The 17831-nt window shown below is 68.1% G+C and carries 16 protein-coding genes; 6 read left to right on the forward strand and 10 right to left on the reverse strand.

Translation table 11 applies throughout. The features are described from left to right. Nucleotides 1-49 precede the first annotated feature (49 nt). From qcrB to ctaE, 4 genes are all read right to left on the reverse strand, one after another. Nucleotides 50-1687 (reverse strand): cytochrome bc1 complex cytochrome b subunit, encoded by a 1638-nt coding sequence (gene qcrB / locus IEY95_RS36290; RefSeq protein WP_189190448.1) that lies wholly within the window; start codon nt 1685-1687, stop codon nt 50-52. Continuing rightward, nucleotides 1684-2748, reverse strand: coding sequence for a cytochrome bc1 complex Rieske iron-sulfur subunit (gene qcrA, locus IEY95_RS36295; protein ID WP_189190449.1), 1065 nt, complete (start codon nt 2746-2748; stop codon nt 1684-1686). The genes qcrB and qcrA overlap by 4 nt, the downstream gene beginning before the upstream one ends. Beyond that, the gene (gene qcrC, locus IEY95_RS36300; protein ID WP_189190450.1) at nt 2745-3554 is read right to left on the reverse strand and encodes a cytochrome bc1 complex diheme cytochrome c subunit; all 810 of its coding nucleotides are present in this window, start codon (nt 3552-3554) and stop codon (nt 2745-2747) included. The genes qcrA and qcrC overlap by 4 nt, the downstream gene beginning before the upstream one ends. Before the next feature lie 62 nt (nt 3555-3616). Continuing rightward, nucleotides 3617-4237, reverse strand: coding sequence for an aa3-type cytochrome oxidase subunit III (gene ctaE, locus IEY95_RS36305; protein WP_189190451.1), 621 nt, complete (start codon nt 4235-4237; stop codon nt 3617-3619). Nucleotides 4238-4415: 178 nt separating this feature from the next. Between ctaE and IEY95_RS36310 the strand changes: the two genes are divergently transcribed. Then, on the forward strand, nt 4416-4817 hold the full coding sequence (locus IEY95_RS36310) for a response regulator (protein WP_189190452.1): 402 nt from the start codon (nt 4416-4418) through the stop codon (nt 4815-4817). A 130-nt stretch (nt 4818-4947) separates the two neighbouring features. Here the strand turns inward: IEY95_RS36310 and IEY95_RS36315 are convergent, their stop codons facing one another. The 4 genes from IEY95_RS36315 to ctaC form a co-directional block, all read right to left on the reverse strand. Next, nucleotides 4948-6207 carry a L,D-transpeptidase gene (locus IEY95_RS36315; protein ID WP_189190453.1) on the reverse strand — a complete coding sequence of 420 codons (1260 nt, stop codon included), beginning with the start codon at nt 6205-6207 and terminating at the stop codon, nt 4948-4950. Nucleotides 6208-6337: 130 nt separating this feature from the next. Beyond that, on the reverse strand, nt 6338-6736 hold the full coding sequence (locus IEY95_RS36320; protein ID WP_189190454.1) for a cytochrome c oxidase subunit 4: 399 nt from the start codon (nt 6734-6736) through the stop codon (nt 6338-6340). Beyond that, complete coding sequence (gene ctaD / locus IEY95_RS36325) at nt 6733-8469, reverse strand: aa3-type cytochrome oxidase subunit I (RefSeq protein WP_189190455.1); 1737 nt, start codon at nt 8467-8469, stop codon at nt 6733-6735. Before ctaD ends, IEY95_RS36320 begins: the two co-directional genes overlap by 4 nt. Next, nucleotides 8466-9431 carry an aa3-type cytochrome oxidase subunit II gene (gene ctaC, locus IEY95_RS36330; RefSeq protein ID WP_189190456.1) on the reverse strand — a complete coding sequence of 322 codons (966 nt, stop codon included), beginning with the start codon at nt 9429-9431 and terminating at the stop codon, nt 8466-8468. The genes ctaD and ctaC overlap by 4 nt, the downstream gene beginning before the upstream one ends. A 358-nt stretch (nt 9432-9789) precedes the next feature. Between ctaC and IEY95_RS36335 the strand changes: the two genes are divergently transcribed. Next, nucleotides 9790-11172, forward strand: a complete 1383-nt coding sequence (locus tag IEY95_RS36335; RefSeq protein WP_189190457.1) for a cysteine desulfurase/sulfurtransferase TusA family protein — start codon at nt 9790-9792, stop codon at nt 11170-11172. A gap of 111 nt (nt 11173-11283) precedes the next feature. Here IEY95_RS36335 and IEY95_RS36340 read toward each other — a convergent pair whose 3' ends face one another. Continuing rightward, entirely contained in the window at nt 11284-12258 is a 975-nt protein-coding gene (locus tag IEY95_RS36340) for a carbohydrate kinase family protein (RefSeq protein WP_189190458.1), read from the reverse strand. A gap of 134 nt (nt 12259-12392) precedes the next feature. Here IEY95_RS36340 and IEY95_RS36345 point away from each other — a divergent pair, with 134 nt between their 5' ends. The 3 genes from IEY95_RS36345 (at nt 12393) to IEY95_RS36355 (ending at nt 15809) form a co-directional block, all read left to right on the forward strand. Next, on the forward strand, nt 12393-12602 hold the full coding sequence (locus IEY95_RS36345) for a hypothetical protein (RefSeq protein ID WP_189190459.1): 210 nt from the start codon (nt 12393-12395) through the stop codon (nt 12600-12602). 184 nt (nt 12603-12786) lie between these two features. Beyond that, on the forward strand, nt 12787-14406 hold the full coding sequence (locus IEY95_RS36350) for a hypothetical protein (RefSeq protein ID WP_229703595.1): 1620 nt from the start codon (nt 12787-12789) through the stop codon (nt 14404-14406). A 248-nt stretch (nt 14407-14654) separates the two neighbouring features. Continuing rightward, entirely contained in the window at nt 14655-15809 is a 1155-nt protein-coding gene (locus IEY95_RS36355; protein ID WP_189190460.1) for a hypothetical protein, read from the forward strand. A 121-nt stretch (nt 15810-15930) separates the two neighbouring features. On the opposite strand, the gene IEY95_RS36360 is transcribed toward IEY95_RS36355, so the two are convergent. Continuing rightward, nucleotides 15931-16287, reverse strand: a complete 357-nt coding sequence (locus IEY95_RS36360; protein WP_028805207.1) for an iron-sulfur cluster assembly accessory protein — start codon at nt 16285-16287, stop codon at nt 15931-15933. Between the two features lie 348 nt (nt 16288-16635). On the opposite strand from IEY95_RS36360, the gene nadA reads away from it, so the two are divergent. Beyond that, a complete protein-coding gene (gene nadA, locus IEY95_RS36365; RefSeq protein WP_189190461.1) occupies nt 16636-17820 on the forward strand; it encodes a quinolinate synthase NadA in 1185 nt (394 codons plus the stop codon). Nucleotides 17821-17831 lie beyond the last annotated feature (11 nt).

Below are 17831 nucleotides of genomic sequence, written 5' to 3' on the forward strand. Positions count from 1 at the left end.
AATGGACGAGGGCTCTTACCGTGGCGATCAATAAGGATCGGTCAGCAGATCAGTGGTGGCCGTGGCCGCTCGTGATCTCCTTGTACTCCTCGACCGTGGGCTTGGGGATCTGGTTGCCCTCCCCGTAGAAGCCCTTGCTGAACTTGGCGCGCAGTCGCTGCGTGCCCGGCACCTTGCGCTCGACACCGTTCTCGTCGACCATCGGGCCGATCTCGGCCGGCATGTACTGCTCGTGCGCGGTGAGGGTGTGCAGCCCGTCCTGGCTGAGCGGCTCGTGCACCTCGATGAACTCACCGTGCGGCAGGCGCTTGATGATGCCCGACTCACGGCCGTGCAGCACCTTGTCCCGGTCGCGGCGCTGGAGGCCGAGGCAGATCCGCTTGGTGGCGATGAACACCAGCACCGGCACGATGAAGAACGCGATCCGGACGAACCAGGTGATCGAGTTGATCGACAGATGGAAGTGCGTGGCCCAGATGTCGTTGCCACCACCGACGAGCAGGACGAAGTACCAGCTGATCCACGCCGCACCGAACGCCGTCCGGGTCGGGACGTTGCGCGGGCGGTCCAGGATGTGGTGCTCGCGCTTGTCGCCGGTGACCCAGGACTCGAGGAACGGGTAGACCGCGATCGCGACCAGGACCAGCGGGAAGATCACCAGCGGGATGAACACGCCCAGGACGAGCGTGTGGCCCCAGAGGTTGACCTCCCAGCCCGGCATGACACGGATCAGGCCCTCGGAGAAGCCCATGTACCAGTCGGGCTGGGCGCCCGTGGACACCTGGTCCGGACGGTAGGGGCCGATGGCCCAGATCGGGTTGATCTGGGCAACCGCCGAGATGGCCGCGACGACACCGAAGACCAGGAAGAAGAAGCCTCCGGCCTTGGCCATGTAGACCGGCAGCAGCGGCATGCCGACGACGTTGTTGTTGGTCTTGCCGGGGCCCGCGAACTGCGTGTGCTTGTGGTAGAAGACCAGGATCAGGTGCCCCACCACGAGGCCGAGCATGATGCCCGGCAGCAGCAGGATGTGGACCGAGTAGAAGCGGGCCACGAAGTCGCCGCCCGGGAACTCGCCGCCGAAGAGGAAGAACGACAGGTACGTGCCCACGATCGGCACGGACAGGATCGCGCCCTCCATGAAGCGGACACCGGTGCCGGAGAGCAGGTCGTCCGGGAGCGAGTAACCGGTGAAGCCGGTGAACATGCCCAGGACGAACAGCAGGAAGCCGAAGACCCAGTTGACCTCACGCGGCTTGCGGAACGCGCCCGTGAAGAACACACGCATCATGTGCACGAACATGCCGGCGAGGAAGACCAGCGCCGCCCAGTGGTGGATCTGCCGGATCAGCAGACCACCGCGCACATCGAAGGAGATGTGCATGGTCGAGTTGAACGCCTCGGACATCAGCTGGCCCTGCAGCGGGACGTAGCTGCCGTTGTACTGCACTTCGTTCATCGACGGGTGGAAGAACAGCGTCAGGTACACACCCGTGAGGATGATGATGATGAAGCTGTAGAGGCAGACCTCACCCAACATGAACGACCAGTGGTCGGGGAAGATCTTGCGCATGTTGGCCTTGGCCAGGCTGTAGATCCCCAGGCGGCCGTCGGCCCAGTCGGCTACCCGCTCACCCGCGGGTGCCTTCTCGCGCGAGCGCGAGTCGGAGGTGGTGGTAGTGCTCATCCGCGCTCCCAGAATGCAGGACCGACGGGCACTTCGAAGTCGCCGAGCGCCTCGAGGTAACCCTCGTCGTTCACGCCGATGCGCAGCTGCGGCAGCGGGTGACCGGCCGGGCCGAAGATGACTCGGGCACCGTCGGAGAGGTCGAAGGTGGACTGGTGGCACGGGCACAGCGCGTGGTGCGTCTGCTGCTCGTACAGGGAGATCGGGCAACCGACGTGGGTGCAGATCTTCGAGTAGGCCACGATCCCGTTGTAGGACCACTCGAGTTCCTGCTTGTCCTTGATGTTGTCCGGCTGCAGCCGGACGATCATCAGGGCCGACTTGGCGATCTCCTTCTGGAAGTCCTCGTCGTGCTCCTCCAGGCCCTCGGGCATGGCGAAGGTGAGCGAACCGACGGCGACGTCCGCGGGACGCAGCGGCTCGTTCGTGTTCACGTTGACGAGCAGCTTGCCCTTGGACCAGAGCGTGTGGCGCAGCTTCGTGCCGGGCAGCGGACCGAGGTCGCGCAGCAGCATGACGCCGGAGAGCGGGAACAGGGCCAGCGCGCCGAACATCGTGTTGCGGATCAGCTTGCGGCGGCCGAGCGCGGACTCCTTGGCGCCCTGCTTGAAGTCGGCCAGAACCTTGGCCTTGACCTCGGGCTCCGCCTCGATCGGGTGACGCTCGTCGGCGATCTCCATGTCGGACATCAGGGTGCGGGCCCAGTGGACCGCGCCCGCGCCGATCGAGAACAGCGCCACGCCGAGGGTCAGCCCCAGCGCGAAGTTCAGCGCGTTGATGTGCCCGATCGGGAAGACGAAGATCGACTTGTCGTTCGGGATCGCCACGTACGAGGCGATGAAGGCGACGGTGGCCAGCATCGACAGCGTGAACAGCATGGCGACCATGCGCTCGGACCGCTTGGCGGCCCGCTCGTCGATGTCCTGGACACGGTGCTCGTGGGGCGGCAGCCCGGGGTCCGCGAACGGGTTCGTCTCGTCCGCGACGGCTACCGCGCGACCGTGCTCGTCGGTGGCCCGCTCAGCGGGCACGTTCTCTTCTGGAATCTCTTGGCTACTCATGACTTCTTGGCCTTTGCGGTCCGAGCGGCGACCCAGACGGCGACGGCGACCAGGGTGCCGAGGCCGAAGATCCAGCCGAACAGGCCTTCACTGACCGGCCCGAGGCCACCCAGTTCGAGACCGCCGGGGTTCTCGGTGTCGTCACCGTTGACCGCGTCGAGGTACGCGATGATGTCCTGCTTGTTCTTCGACGACAGCGTGGTGTCGGGGAAGGACGGCATGTTCTGCGGGCCGGTCTGCATGGCCTCGTAGATGTGCTTCGGGTCCACACCCTCGAGGCTCGGCGCGAACTTGCCGTGCGTCAACGCACCGCCCTTGCCGGTGAAGTTGTGGCACTGCGCGCAGTTGGTGCGGAAGAGTTCGCCACCCTTGGCGATGTCCGCGCCCTCGGGGCTGACCTGGCTCTTCGTCGGGATCGAGGGACCGGCGCCGAGCGAGGCGATGTACGCCGCGAGCTGGTCGATCTCGGCCTGCGAGTAGATGACCTTCTTCTTCGGGATCTGCGCGCCCGGCTGCTGGGCCGGCATACGGCCGGTGCCGACCTGGAAGTCGACCGCCGCTGCGCCGACGCCCACAAGGCTCGGCCCGTCGGAGGTCCCCTGACCGCCGGTGCCGTGGCAGCTGGCGCAGCCTACGGCGTAGAGCTTCTGGCCCTCGTCGATGGCGAGGGACTGGGCGGTTTCATCGGCCTGCGCCTTGCTCGCGGGCGCGAACACGGCGTACAGCCCCCCGGTGGCCGCCAGCGCGAGGAGTAGGACGACGACCGCCGCCAGCGGATGGCGTCGTCGTGCGGAGAGCTTTTTCACGGATTACCCCGGTGTCAGGATCTTCTGCGTCGGTGCTTCTGGATGTTCGGGCGTGGGCCCGATTACTTGATCAAGTAGATCGTGGCGAAGAGGCCGATCCAGACGACATCGACGAAGTGCCAGTAATAGGACACGACGATGGCGGCGGTCGCCTGCTCATGAGTGAACCTCCGGGCCGCGTAGGTGCGGCCGAGGACGAACAGGAAGGCGATCAGACCGCCCGTCACATGCAGTCCGTGGAAGCCGGTGGTCAGGTAGAACACCGAGCCGTACGGGTCGGAGGAGAGCGAGAGCCCGTCCTTCTTGACCAGTTCGGTGTACTCGAACACCTGACCGCCGATGAAGATCGCACCCATGATGAAGGTGACGATGAACCACATCCGGAGCTTCTTCACGTCCCCGCGCTCGGCGGCGAACACGCCGAGCTGGCAGGTCAGGGAGGAGAGCACCAGGATCGTGGTGTTCGTCGCCGAGAACGGAAGGTTCAGGCTGGACGCCATTTCCTTCCAGTGCTCCGGCCCGGTCACCGATCGCAGGGTGAAGTACATCGCGAAGAGGGCCGCGAAGAACATCAGCTCGGAACTCAGCCAGATGATGGTTCCGACGCTGGTGAGGTTCGGCCGATTGACCGACGGGTGCGCGTGCCCGGTTTCTACTGTCGTTGCTGTCGCCACGACCGACATTATGTCGGTCGCTTATCCCGCCCTCACCCCGGGGGGTGCCGTTCGGGGTGTTGACGGGGTGTGTCCAGCCCGTATGGCCCATCGAAGCCCTGTCCGAACCGGTGTTGACGAGCTGTTCAAGGGAGTAGCATCCGCGCCATCGGTACCAGTGGTTCCCGACCAAAGACGCGGAGGAACAATGCAGCCGACCGCCACGGTGCTCGTCTACAGCGACGACTCCAACACCCGCGAACAGGTGCGGCTGGCGACTGGGCGCAGGCCCGCTCCGGACGTTCCCTCCGTCGAGTTCATCGAGTGCGCGACCCCCGGCGCCGTCATCAAGGAGCTGGACAAGGGCGGGATCGACGTCTGTGTGCTGGACGGCGAAGCGGTGCCCATGGGCGGCATGGGGGTGTGCCGGCAGATCAAGGACGAGATCTTCAACTGCCCGCCCGTGCTGGTGCTCATCGGCCGGCCCCAGGACGCCTGGCTGGCCACGTGGAGCCGTGCGGATGCCGCTGTGACGCATCCGGTGGACCCCGTCGAGTTCGCCGCCGCTCTGGCCTCTCTGCTGCGGCGCAAGGCACTTCTCGGCGCCTGAGAACCCGGATGGCCGGATGGCCGGGTGCTCGGGCGACTGCGGGCCGTCCGTGGTTCGTCGCGCCCACGCGGCGGAGCCACTCATGTCACAGCCCCGCGCCCCTGACGGGGCGCGGTCGCACGCGTCGAACTCACACTGACTCGGGGCGCAGTCTGGCCCTGTCCTGCGGGGCCGGGCCGTCGGGAACCCCGCCGACCAGGGCGCTGCCCTGGCGCCAGGTCTTCCAGTTGAGATTCCAGTCGCCGAAGCCGTTGTCGAACGGGGCCATCGTGGCCCCGTTGGAGTTCTGGACCTTCACGATGTCGCCCTGGCGCACGTTGTTGAAGAACCACTCGGCGTTGCCGGTGCTCATCCCGGTGCAGCCGTGGCTGACGTTGGCATACCCCTGTTCGCCCACCGACCAGGGCGCCGCGTGCACGTACTCGCCGCTCCAGGTGACGCGGGTCGCGTAGTACACGGGCAGGTCGTAGGAGTCCGCGCTGCCCTCGGCGATGCCGACGGTGGTCCCGCGCATCCGTACGAAGTACTGCTTCTCCAGGACGACCTTGACACCGTTGCGGGTCTCGAAGCCGGGCTTGCCGGTGGTGACGGGGATCGTCTTGATCGGCTGGTCGTTGCGGTAGACCGTCATGGAGTGCGCGGCAGCGTCCGTGACGGCGATGAGGCGATCGCCCGTGGTGAGCGTCAGGGACTTGGCGTTGCCGCCCCAGAGACGGTCGGCGATCTTGATGCCCGCGAGGTTGCTGTGCGCCTGGATGGTGGCGTTCGCGGGCCAGTAGTCCTTGGGCCGGTAGTGCAGCATCTTGTCGTTCACCCAGTGCCAGGCGCCCTCCGCGGCGGGCACCGAGTCGACCTTGAGGGCGCGCTCGACGATCGTGCGGGCGGCCTTGTCCTTGACGGGGGCGCTGAGTTCGGCGGTGACGGGCTGGCCGACGCCGTACTTGCCCGCCTCGGGCCCGAACTTCACGTCCAACTGCTTCTTCGTCTTGGGCGTGGTGGTGTCGAAGTCGAGGACCTTGCGGCCGGGAGCGCCGCTGCCGTCCTCAGTGCTCACGCGCACCGTGTAGTGGGCCCCTGCGGCCAGCGGTGAGGTGCTGTGCCAGCGGCTGCCGTCGGCGGCCAGTTCGCCCACCACGTAGCGGCCCGAGGCGTCCGTGGCCGTGACGTCGGTGATACGCCCGTCTTCGGTCAGGGAGACGATTTCCAGGGGCTTGTCGGGGTCGACCTTCTGGTTGCCGCTGCTGCCGTTGAAGGTGATCTGTCCCGCCGCGTCGTACGGCTTCGCCGAGAGCGGGTGGTCGTCAGCGCTGCAGGCGGCGACGCCAGTGCCGAGGGCGACCACCAGCGTGGTGCAGCTGACGACCGTGCGGATGCGCGGTGAGTGGCTCATGCCTCCACGCTATGAACGACCGTCAACCACGGCACGGCGAGTGACCCGCGTGAGGTACGTGACGCGTGGCAAACGAGTGAGCCCGGACACTCCTGGCGGAGTATCCGGGCTCCCGGCTGTTCGGCGCGTGCTACTGCGTGCGGTTCTCACCGTGGTAGTACTCGAAGACCCAGCCCCACAGGCCGATCAGGATGATCGGGGCCGAGAAGTACAGCAGCCACCAGCCGAAGACGACGCCCAGGAAGGCGAGCGCGCCACCGACACCGAGCGCGAGCGGCTGCCAGCTGTGCGGGCTGAAGAAGCCCACCTCGCCGGCCTCGTCCGCGACGTCCGCGTCCTTGTTGTCCTGCGCCAGCGCGTCGACCCGCCGGGCCGTGAAGGCCAGGTAGTAGCCGATCATCATGCTCAGGCCGAAGGCCAGGAAGAGCGCCGTGGTGCCGGCCGGCTCCTTCGACCACACGCCATAGACGATCGCCATGACGAGGATGAAGACGGCCAGCCAGATGAACATCTTGCCTTGGACCTTCACTTGCCGGCCTCCTTGCCACCAGACAGAGCCGACGTCCCGTGACCGGCGCTCTCGAGCTGTTCGAGAGCGGCGATCTCCGGGTGGTGCAGGTCGAACGCCGGGGATTCACTGCGAATCCGCGGCAGGGTGAGGAAGTTGTGCCGCGGCGGCGGGCAAGAGGTGGCCCACTCCAGCGAACGGCCGTAGCCCCACGGGTCGTCGACGCCGACCGGCTTGCCGTACTTGGCCGTCTTCCACACGTTGTAGAGGAACGGCAGGACCGACAGGCCGAGCAGGAACGAGCTGATCGTCGAGATCGTGTTCAGCGCCGTGAAGCCGTCGGCCGCGAGGTAGTCCGCGTACCGACGCGGCATGCCCTCCGCGCCCAGCCAGTGCTGGACGAGGAACGTGCCGTGGAAGCCCACGAACAGCGTCCAGAAGGTGATCTTGCCGAGGCGCTCGTCGAGCATCTTGCCCGTCATCTTCGGCCACCAGAAGTGGAAGCCGGAGAACATCGCGAACACCACGGTGCCGAAGACCACGTAGTGGAAGTGCGCCACCACGAAGTACGAGTCCGAGACGTGGAAGTCCATCGGCGGCGAGGCCAGGATGACACCGGTCAGACCACCGAACGTGAAGGTGATCAGGAAGCCGGTGGCCCAGAGCATCGGGGTCTCGAAACTCAGGGACCCCTTCCACATCGTTCCGATCCAGTTGAAGAACTTCACGCCCGTTGGCACGGCGATGAGGAACGTCATGAAGGAGAAGAACGGCAGCAACACACCACCGGTGACGTACATGTGGTGGGCCCACACGGTCACGGACAGACCGGCGATGGAGATGGTGGCGGCGATGAGGCCCATGTAGCCGAACATCGGCTTGCGTGAGAACACTGGGATGACTTCGGAAATGATTCCGAAGAATGGCAAGGCGATGATGTACACCTCTGGATGGCCGAAGAACCAGAAGAGGTGTTGCCAGAGTAGGGCTCCGCCATTTGCCGCGTCGAAGATGTGGGCACCGAACTTGCGGTCCGCCTCCAGGGCGAACAGCGCGGCCGCGAGGACCGGGAAGGCCAGCAGGACCAGCACACCGGTCAGCAGCACGTTCCACACGAAGATCGGCATGCGGAACATCGTCATGCCCGGAGCGCGCATGCAGATGATGGTGGTGATGAAGTTGACCGAGCCGAGGATCGTGCCGAAGCCGGAGAAGGCCAGACCCATGATCCACATGTCGGCGCCGATGCCCGGCGAGCGGACCGCGTCCGACAGCGGGCTGTAGGCGAACCAGCCGAAGTCGGCCGCGCCCTGCGGGGTGAGGAAGCCACCGACCGCGATGAGCGAGCCGAACAGGTAGAGCCAGTAGGCGAACATGTTCAGCCGCGGGAACGCCACGTCGGGCGCGCCGATCTGCAGCGGCATGATCCAGTTCGCGAAACCGGCGAACAGCGGCGTCGCGAACATCAGCAGCATGATCGTGCCGTGCATCGTGAACGCCTGGTTGAACTGCTCGTTCGACATGATCTGCAGACCAGGCCGGGCGAGCTCGGCGCGCATGAGCAGCGCCATGACGCCGCCGATGCAGAAGAACGCGAACGACGTGACCAGATACAGCGTGCCGATCGTCTTGTGGTCAGTGGTGGTGAGCCACTTGATCACGACGTTGCCGGGCTGCTTGCGCCGTACCGGCAGCTCGTTCTCGTACGAGTCTTCGGCTTCGGCGGCACCCTGGGGTTCGTTGAGGATGCTCACAGGTTGTTCGTCTCCCGGTTCTTCTCGTGGCCCGTCTGCTCAATGCCGGCCGGGACGTAACCGGTCTGTCCCTTCGCCGCGAGCTCCTTGAGGTGGGCCTCGTAGCGCTCGGGGGAGACGACCTTCACGTTGAAGAGCATCCGGGAGTGGTCGACGCCGCACAGCTCGGCGCACTTACCCAGGAAGGTGCCCTCACGGTTGGGGGTCACCTGGAAGGAGTTGGTGTGGCCCGGGATGACGTCCTGCTTCATGAGGAACGGCACCACCCAGAAGGAGTGGATGACGTCACGCGAAGTGAGGACGAAGCGGACCGTCTTGCCCTTGGGGAGCCAGAGGGTCGGACCCGGGTTGCCGGTCTGCGGGTTCCGCGTACCGGGCGTGCCGACGTCGTAGACACCGCCGGCGTTCGCCGGGAAGTCGTTCTTGAACCGGTCCGGAATGGCAGCCAGGTTCTTGTCGGTCTTCGCGTTCCCGGTGGAACCGGGGACGTCCGCGATGTAGTTGAAGCCCCAGCTCCACTGGAAGCCGACGACGTTCACAGTGACGTCGGGCTTCGGCTTGAGGCTGAGGAGCTTCGTCTCGTCACGGGCGGTGAAGTAGAACAGCACCGAGACGATGATGAGCGGGACCACCGTGTACAGCGCCTCGATGGGCATGTTGTACCGGGTCTGCGGAGGAACCTCCACCTTGGTGCGGCTGCGCCGGTGGAACATGGCCGCCCACAGGATCAGGCCCCACACCAGCACGCCAACGGCGAGCGCGGCCGCCCAGGACCCCTGCCACAGCGAGAGGATCCGCGGAGCCTCTTCCGTGACCGGGGTGGGCATACCAAGGCGGGGGAAGTCTTCCCAGTTGTACGAGCAACCGGTGGCTGTCGCCAGGACCAGGCCCGCAGTCATTGCCTGCAGCAGCTTCCGCCGCATCGGGCGCCGCGGCGAGCGGTCGGAGCCGTTGGGACTCACGTAGCGCCTTCCCGAGAGTCTCGCCCGCGCTACTGGCTGCGGCCTTCTCGCTGGTCGGTCGCCGCCCTGCGTCGGGCAGGGGTTTGGATGTTTATGCGGACCAAACCCTACTGGACGCTATTTGGGGTCGCGCGGGGAGGGTGCCCAACGCGCCGCCAGGCACCCCGAAGGGGTGGAATGCCCGGCTCCGGGTGCCTTCTGACGGGGGGTTCGGGGCGCTCCATGGCTCGGGGGCGGGGCATCTACGGCGACCGCGGGCCCGTCGGTGGCTTGTCGCGCCCACGCGGCGGAGCCGCCTGATGTCATCGCCTCGCTCCCCCGCGCGCAATGCCCTGGCCGGAGGATTTAGCGTTGAGGTGTGGCCTACTTCGATGCTGCTTCCGCTGCTCCTCTCCACCCCGTCGCCCGGCAGGCCCTGCAGGCCTCGCTCGACGAGGGGTGGGCCGATCCCGCCCGCCTGTACCGGGAGGGACGGCGGGCGCGGCTGCTGCTCGACGCCGCGCGTGAGGCGGCGGCCGAGGCGGTGGGCTGTCGCCCGGACGAGCTGGTCTTCACCTCGTCCGGTACGCGGGCGGTGCACACCGGGATCGAGGGCGCGCTGGCCGGCCGGCGCCGCGTCGGACGCCACCTGATCGTGTCAGCCGTCGAACACTCGTCGGTGCTTCATTCGGCAGATGTCCACGAGGCGGCGGGTGGTTCGGTGACACAGATCCCGGTCGACCGTGCGGGCAGGGTGTCCCCTTCCGTGTACGCGGAGGCCCTGCGCCCCGACACCGCTCTCGCCTGTCTGCAGTCCGCCAACCACGAGGTGGGGACGGAGCAGCCGGTCGCCGCGGTGGCCGAGGCGTGCCGCGCGGCAGGGGTCCCGCTGCTGGTCGACGCGGCGCAGTCGCTGGGCTGGGCGCGCGTCGAGGGCGACTGGTCCTTGTTGACGGCAAGTGCCCATAAATGGGGTGGACCTTCGGGCGTCGGGCTGCTCGTCGTACGGAAGGGGACACGGTTCTCGCCCCAAGGGCCCCCGGACGAGCGGGAGTCGGGACGGGCGGCCGGGTTCGAGAACATCCCCGCCGTGGTGGCCGCGGCGGCCTCGCTGCGCGCCGTACGCGCGGAGGCGGCCGTGGAGGCCGGGCGGCTGCGGGAGCTGACGGACCGGATCCGCGGGCGAGTCCCCGAACTGGTCCCGGACGTGGAGGTGGTCGGCGACGCGATCCACCGGCTGCCGGGGATCGTCACCTTCTCCTGTCTCTATGTCGACGGAGAGACACTGCTGCACGAACTGGACCGGGCGGGCTTCTCGGTCTCCTCCGGTTCGTCCTGCACCAGCAGCACGCTGACGCCCAGCCACGTCCTGAAGGCCATGGGCGTTCTGAGCGAGGGCAACGTTCGCGTGTCGTTGCCGCCGGGCACGGCGGAAGAGGACGTCGACCGCTTCCTGTCGGTCCTGCCCGGTGGCGTCTCCGCGGTCCGCGAGAAGCTGGGGGCCCCGACGGCGCCGGCGAAGACGTCCGCGGCCGCCGACACCCTCGTCGTGGACTCGCTGGGCAAGCGGTGCCCGATCCCGGTGATCGAGCTGGCGAAGGTCATCGGGGACGTTCCGGTCGGCGGGACCGTGCGTGTCCTCTCCGACGACGAGGCGGCCCGGCTCGACATCCCGGCGTGGTGCGAGATGCGGGGGCAGGAGTACGTGGGTGAGGAGCCGATGGAGAAGGGGACGGCCTACGTGGTGCGGCGGCTGGCCTAGGCACGCCCGGAGTGAGGCTGACCTGGGCACGCCCGGAGTGAAGCTGACCCGGGCACGCCCGGAGTGAAGGGGTACGGGTACCCCTTCACTCGAAAAGGGCGGGCGAGTGGGTCAGGCGAGGTGCGCCTGGACCTCGGCGGCGGCGTCATGGCCGTACGCCTTGGTGAAGCGGTCCATGAAGTGGACGCGGCGGAGCTGGTACTCCTGGGTGCCGACCGTCTCGATGACCAGCGTGGCGAGCATGCAGCCGACCTGGGCGGCGCGCTCCAGCGGGACGCCCCAGGCGAGGCCGGAGAGGAAGCCCGCGCGGAACGCGTCGCCGACGCCCGTGGGGTCGGCCTTGCGCTCCTCCTCCGGGCAGCCGACCTCGATGGTCTCCTCGCCCGCCTGCTCGATGCGTACGCCCTGCGCGCCGAGGGTCGTCACGCGGTAGCCGACCTTGCCCAGGATCTCCTCGTCCGTCCAGCCGGTCTTGGACTCGATGAGCCCCTTCTCGTACTCGTTCGAGAAGAGGTACGTCGCCCCGTCCAGCAGTATCCGGATCTCGTCGCCGTTCATCCGGGCGATCTGCTGCGAGAAGTCGGCGGCGAAGGGAATCGTGCGGGAGCGGCACTCCTCGGTGTGGCGGAGCATCGCCTCGGGGTCGTCCGCGCCGATCAGGACCAGGTCGAGGCCGCCGACCCGGTCCGCGACGGCCTTCAGCTCGATGAGGCGGGCCTCGCTCATCGCACCCGTGTAGAACGAGCCGATCTGGTTGTGGTCGGCGTCGGTGGTGCACACGAAGCGCGCGGTGTGCAGGACCTCGGAGATGCGGACCGAGTCGGTGTCGACGCCGTGGCGGTCGAGCCAGGCGCGGTATTCGTCGAAGTCGGAACCCGCCGCCCCGACCAGGATCGGCCGGGTGCCGAGCTGGCCCATTCCGAAGGCGATGTTCGCGCCGACCCCGCCCCGGCGCACGTCGAGGTTGTCGACCAGGAAGGAGAGGGAGACCGTGTGCAGCTGATCCGCGACGAGCTGGTCGGCGAAACGGCCGGGGAAGGTCATGAGGTGGTCGGTGGCGATGGAGCCGGTGACTGCGATACGCACGGCTAGGACACGCTCCTGCGAGGGGAGGGGATTGACAGTTCACGCTACCCGGTCCGCGCGGTCCCGCTGAAGCGGGCAAAACTACCCGATAGTAGATCTTTCTTCGTGACAGGATCGGTGCTTACGGTTCCGGTATGACGAACCTCAAGGTCCACGGCTCCGCTCCGCTCGACCTCGAAGGCGATCTGGCGTCGCTTCGCGGCGACTGCGCCCGGATGGCCGCTCACTGGTCGGCTCCCGCCACGGTCACTTCCCTCCCGGTGTCTCCTTCACGCATCCACGGGGTGACCGTGCCGCCGACTTCCGCACGGCTGCTGGACGCGATGTCCGACTACGGCGACTGATCCGCGTACGGCCGAACGGGCGACGCCGAACGGGGGAATTCGGTGAGCGCTCGCAGGGAACCGCGCGCTCCCCCGGTGCGTCCCATCGCTGTCCCCCGTAAAGGGGATGCGGTATACGACCCTCAGTGCCCCTGTGTGACAGGGCCGGGTCAAGGGACAGCAGTGGAGCCGAAGGAGCGATGCGGTGAGCACCGAGCGACCCGACAACGACGCGAGCGAACCCGTCGAGGGTGCCGCCGTGGGTCCTGCCGAGGGTCTGCGCGAGGGTCCGGGCGAGGGTCCCTCCGAGGGCGCCGAGCCAGCCGCACCGCGCCGTCGGCATTCCCCGGTGGTCGTCGCCTCGGTCGCGGCAGCGGTGCTGCTGGTCGGGGGCGGCGGGGCGTACTTCGCGGCCACCGCGTCCGGCGGGAACGGCCGCGGCGGCTCGGGGGCCCCCGGCGGCGACGGCACTCCCCCGACGCTCGCCCTCGACGGCTACTCCGAGGCCACCACGAGCGGTACGGGCGACACGAACGGCATCGCGCCCGGCGAGCCCAACCCGTACGGCACGACCTACCACGCGGACGGCAAGCTGCCGGGCGGCCCGGACTCGGCGCCCGTGTACTGGGCGAAGGGCGAGGTGACGAAGGCCGAGGTGGCCCGGCTGGCGAAGGCCCTCGGCCTGGCGGGCACACCGAGGCTGGTCGGGGACGGCTGGACGGTCGGCGCCACGAAGGACGGCTCGGAACCGAACCTGCGGGTGAACCTGAACGCGCCCGGGACCTGGACCTTCAGCTCGTATCTGCCGGGGACCGACAACTGCCCCAAGGGCAAGCGCTGTGTCCCCGTCGGGTCCAGTGGCCTGGCTGGACTGCGCCCCGGGGCGGTGAGCGAGGAGGAGGCCAAGAAGGCGGCCGCTCCCGTGCTGAAGGCGGTCGGCCAGGACGACGCGAAGCTGGACGCGAGCCAGCTCATGAACGACGACCGGGTACGTGTGGTGAACGCGGACCCGGTGGTCGGCGGGCTGCCGACCTACGGCTGGACCACCGGTCTCCAGGTCGACTCCGAGGGCAAGGTCTTCGGCGGCAGCGGCCAGATGAAGGCGCCGGTGAAGGGGGACACGTACCCCGTGATCAGCGCGCGCAAGACCCTGGACCTGATGAACGGGTCGGCGTCCGCGGCGGGCGGCGGACGCAAGGGCATCGGCGGCTGCGCCAGCCCCGTACCGCTGAAGGACCGGGACGAGATGCCGTGCGAGCATGCGACGGTGACGCCGACGCCTCAGGCGGTGACCGTCGAGAAGGCCACCTTCGGGCTGGCGACGCACTATGCGAACGGGCGGCAGACGCTGGTGCCGTCCTGGCTGTTCCAGGTACGGACGCAGGGGGCGGACGACAGCTTCACGGTGACGCATCCGGCCGTCGAGCCGCGGTATCTGACCGCACCGACGGCCCCCGGGCAGCCGTCCGTCCAACCGAGCCCCACGCCGACCGCACCGGGCGACGAACCGACCGCAGCGCCGACCACGCGCGATGTCAGGGTGCAGGGCTACACGGTCGACGGGCAGGACCTGACGGTCAGCTTCACGGGCGGGGTGTGCGCGGACTACTCGGCCTCGGCGAGCGAGAGCTCGGACAAGGTGACGGTCACGGTGACCGAGAAGCCCTGGCCGGACAAGATCTGCATCCTGATCGCCAAGATCTACGAGAAGACGGTGCACTTGGACAAGCCGCTCGGTGACCGCAAAGTCGTGGGGTCGGACGGCAAGGAGATCCCGGAGGGGAAGATGACCGTCCCCGAAGCGAGGTCGGCGCAGCCGCAGTAGGCGCGGTAGCCGCGTTTCGGCAACGCGGCATGGAGGTCCCCCGCGCGAGCGAAGCCGAGCGCAGTGCATGCCAGGACGAGCGTGGGGCAGTGCGTGCCGGGACGGGCGGTTACGTGTCGGGCGCCTCTCCGAGGTTCGCGCAGGGACGCTCTCTCCGTGAACGGGCTCTCCGCTCCATTGACGTCCGCCCCAAGGAACCTGTGGGATACGGCGGTTGCGGGGCGGACGGATGAGCGGAGGGTGAAACGGTGGATGCCGGTGGGGGCGTACCGGGCTCGGGGGACGACGAGCCTCGGCACGGCGGCGACTTGGGCCCGGTGGATGACGTACTGGGCGCGGGAGACGACAGGCGGGGTGGGCGGAGTGCGTCCGGCGGTCGGTGGTCGGCGCGGGCGGTCCTTCTGATCGCCGCGGCGGCGCTGCTGCTCCTGGGCGGTGGGACGTACGGACTGCTCCGGGCGTCCGACGGCGGCACGAAGCACGTGGCGCGGACCGTGGAAGGCGTCGGCACTGCCGAGCCCTCGCCGACCGTCGAACCCAGTTTCCCGCCACTCGGGATCAGGGGCGGACCACCCGTGGCGGTCGAGACCCCCACTCCCTTCCCCGACGTCACCTATCGGGCGATCGCTCCTCTCCCGAAGGCGAACGGCTCGGCTCCGATCTACCGGGCGAAGGGGGCGGTCACCGCCGCGGAGGCGGCGCACCTGGCGGACGTGCTCGGCATCGAGGACCTGCGGGCCACGGAGGACGGGTGGACGACCGGGGTCCGCAAGGACGGCAGGACACCGGAGCTCAGCATGCACAGGACCGCGCCGGGGACCTGGGTCCTTCAGACACGGGCGCTCGGAGGCCCGGACCGCTGCAAGCCAAGCACCAGGTGCTCCTCTACGGGCACGCCGAAGCTGCCGAGCGATCGGGTCGCGAAGGCGGTCGCGCTGCCCGTGCTCAAGAAACTGGGAGTGGTGAACCCCGAGGTGACCTTGGAGCACTGGGAGTCGGAGGGCGTGACACAGGTGTGGGCCGACCCGGTGATCGACGGGCTGGCGACCTCCGGCTGGGAAACGACACTGCAGGTCGATGGGGACGGGCGCATCGTGGGCGGTGGCGGGTCGCTGCGACTGCCCGTGAAGGGCAAGGGCGCCGCATACCCGCTGATCGACGCGGACGAGGCGCTGAAACAGCTCAACGCGGCCCAGCCCGCCCACAGCGCGACGTCGGGGAAGCCGCTGGTCGAGGTGTCGGTGATCGGGGGGCATCTTCAGCTGGTGCGCGTCTCCTCGACCGACGACCTGGCCCTCGCACCGTTCTGGGCCCTCGAAGTCACGAGCGCGGACGGTCGGAACTCCATCGCGATGCCTCCGGCGCTCTCACCCGAAGATCAGTCCCGCCTCATGCGCCGGTGAACACGGCGAAGGCGGCGTCCCTGTCGGAGGGGGACGCCGCCTTCGTACGCGTTCAGCCTTACGCGTTCGGCCATACGTGCTCAGCCGTGCGCCGCGGGCTCGGCGCCGGCGAGCTAGGGGCCTAGCTGAAGGAGTCGCCGCAGGCGCAGGAGCCCGTCGCGTTCGGGTTGTCGATCGTGAAGCCCTGCTTCTCGATGGTGTCCACGAAGTCGATGGACGCGCCGCCCAGGTACGGAGCGCTCATGCGGTCGGTGACGACCTTGACGCCGCCGAAGTCCTTGACGACATCGCCGTCGAGAGAGCGCTCGTCGAAGAAGAGCTGGTAGCGCAGGCCGGAGCAGCCGCCGGGCTGAACGGCGACGCGCAGCGCCAGATCGTCGCGGCCTTCCTGGTCGAGCAGGGCCTTGACCTTGGCCGCGGCGGCGTCGGAAAGGATGATGCCGTCGCTCACGGTGGTGGTCTCGTCCGATACGGACATCTGCTTCTCTCCCGGGTTGTACGGAGACTGCTTGCCGACGGTTGCAACCGGCGGGGCCGCGGATTCATTCCGGGCCGAGCGCTTGTCTTTTGCCTTCGCTCTTCATGCTCGCACATGCGCCCAGGCAGGAGCACCGACCTGTGGACAACCGCACGGACAACCCGGCTGACACCTGGATGTCATCTGCCGTAGAGGCGACCGGGATTCACGTCACATCGACGCTATGGACATCGTCAACGTGACGTGAAGCGGTTATGATAGATAGCGTCAATTCGACGAAAAGGCATCGTTCCGCCGGGCCCGCTCCCTACGAGCCCGGCGAGCCGCAGAACAGAAAGGGTGCGTGTCGTGACCACCGCCCAGACCCAGGAGCTCGACGTACAGCCGACGCCCCTCGCCCTGCTGCTGCTCGGCCGCGAGGCCGACCCGAGGAGCGAGCGGGGCGTCGAGTGTCCCGGCGACCTGCCCTCGCCGTCCGACCCGGACCTGGTGGAGCGCGCCCGCGCGGCCAAGGAGAAGCTCGGGGACAAGGTCTTCGTGCTCGGCCACCACTACCAGCGCGACGAGGTCATCCAGTTCGCGGACGTCACGGGCGACTCCTTCAAGCTGGCCCGGGACGCGGCCGCGCGCCCGGAGGCCGAGTACATCGTGTTCTGCGGTGTGCACTTCATGGCGGAGTCGGCCGACATCCTGACGGGCGACGACCAGAAGGTCGTGCTGCCGGACCTCGCCGCGGGCTGCTCGATGGCCGACATGGCCACCGCCGAGCAGGTCGCCGAGTGCTGGGACGTGCTCACCGAGGCCGGGATAGCCGAGCAGGTCGTACCCGTCTCGTACATGAACTCGTCCGCGGACATCAAGGCGTTCACGGGCAAGCACGGGGGCACGATCTGCACGTCGTCGAACGCCCAGCGGGCCCTTGAGTGGGCCTTCGAGCAGGGCTCGAAGGTGCTCTTCCTGCCCGACCAGCACCTGGGCCGCAACACGGCGGTCCGCGACATGGGCATGTCCCTCGACGACTGCGTCGTCTACAACCCGCACAAGCCGAACGGCGGGCTGACCGCGGAGCAGCTGCGGGACGCGAAGATGATCCTGTGGCGGGGTCACTGCTCGGTCCACGGCCGCTTCTCGATGGACTCGGTGAACGACGTCCGCGAGCGGATCCCCGGGGTGAACGTCCTCGTCCACCCCGAGTGCAAGCACGAGGTCGTCGCGGCGGCGGACTACGTGGGCTCCACGGAGTACATCATCAAGGCCCTGGAGGCGGCTCCGGCCGGCTCGAAGTGGGCGATCGGTACGGAGCTGAATCTCGTACGACGGCTCGCGAACCGTTTCGCGCCCGAGGACAAGGAGATCGTCTTCCTCGACAAGACGGTCTGCTTCTGCTCGACGATGAACCGCATCGACCTGCCGCACCTGGTGTGGACCCTGGAGTCGCTCGCCGAGGGCAACCTGGTCAACCGCATCGAGGTGGACCGCGAGACGGAGCAGTTCGCCAAGCTGGCGCTGGAGCGGATGCTGGCACTGCCGTAACGCCGGCGCTG

Source organism: Streptomyces albiflavescens (assembly GCF_014645835.1).
Classification (GTDB): Bacteria; Actinomycetota; Actinomycetes; order Streptomycetales; family Streptomycetaceae; genus Streptomyces; species Streptomyces albiflavescens.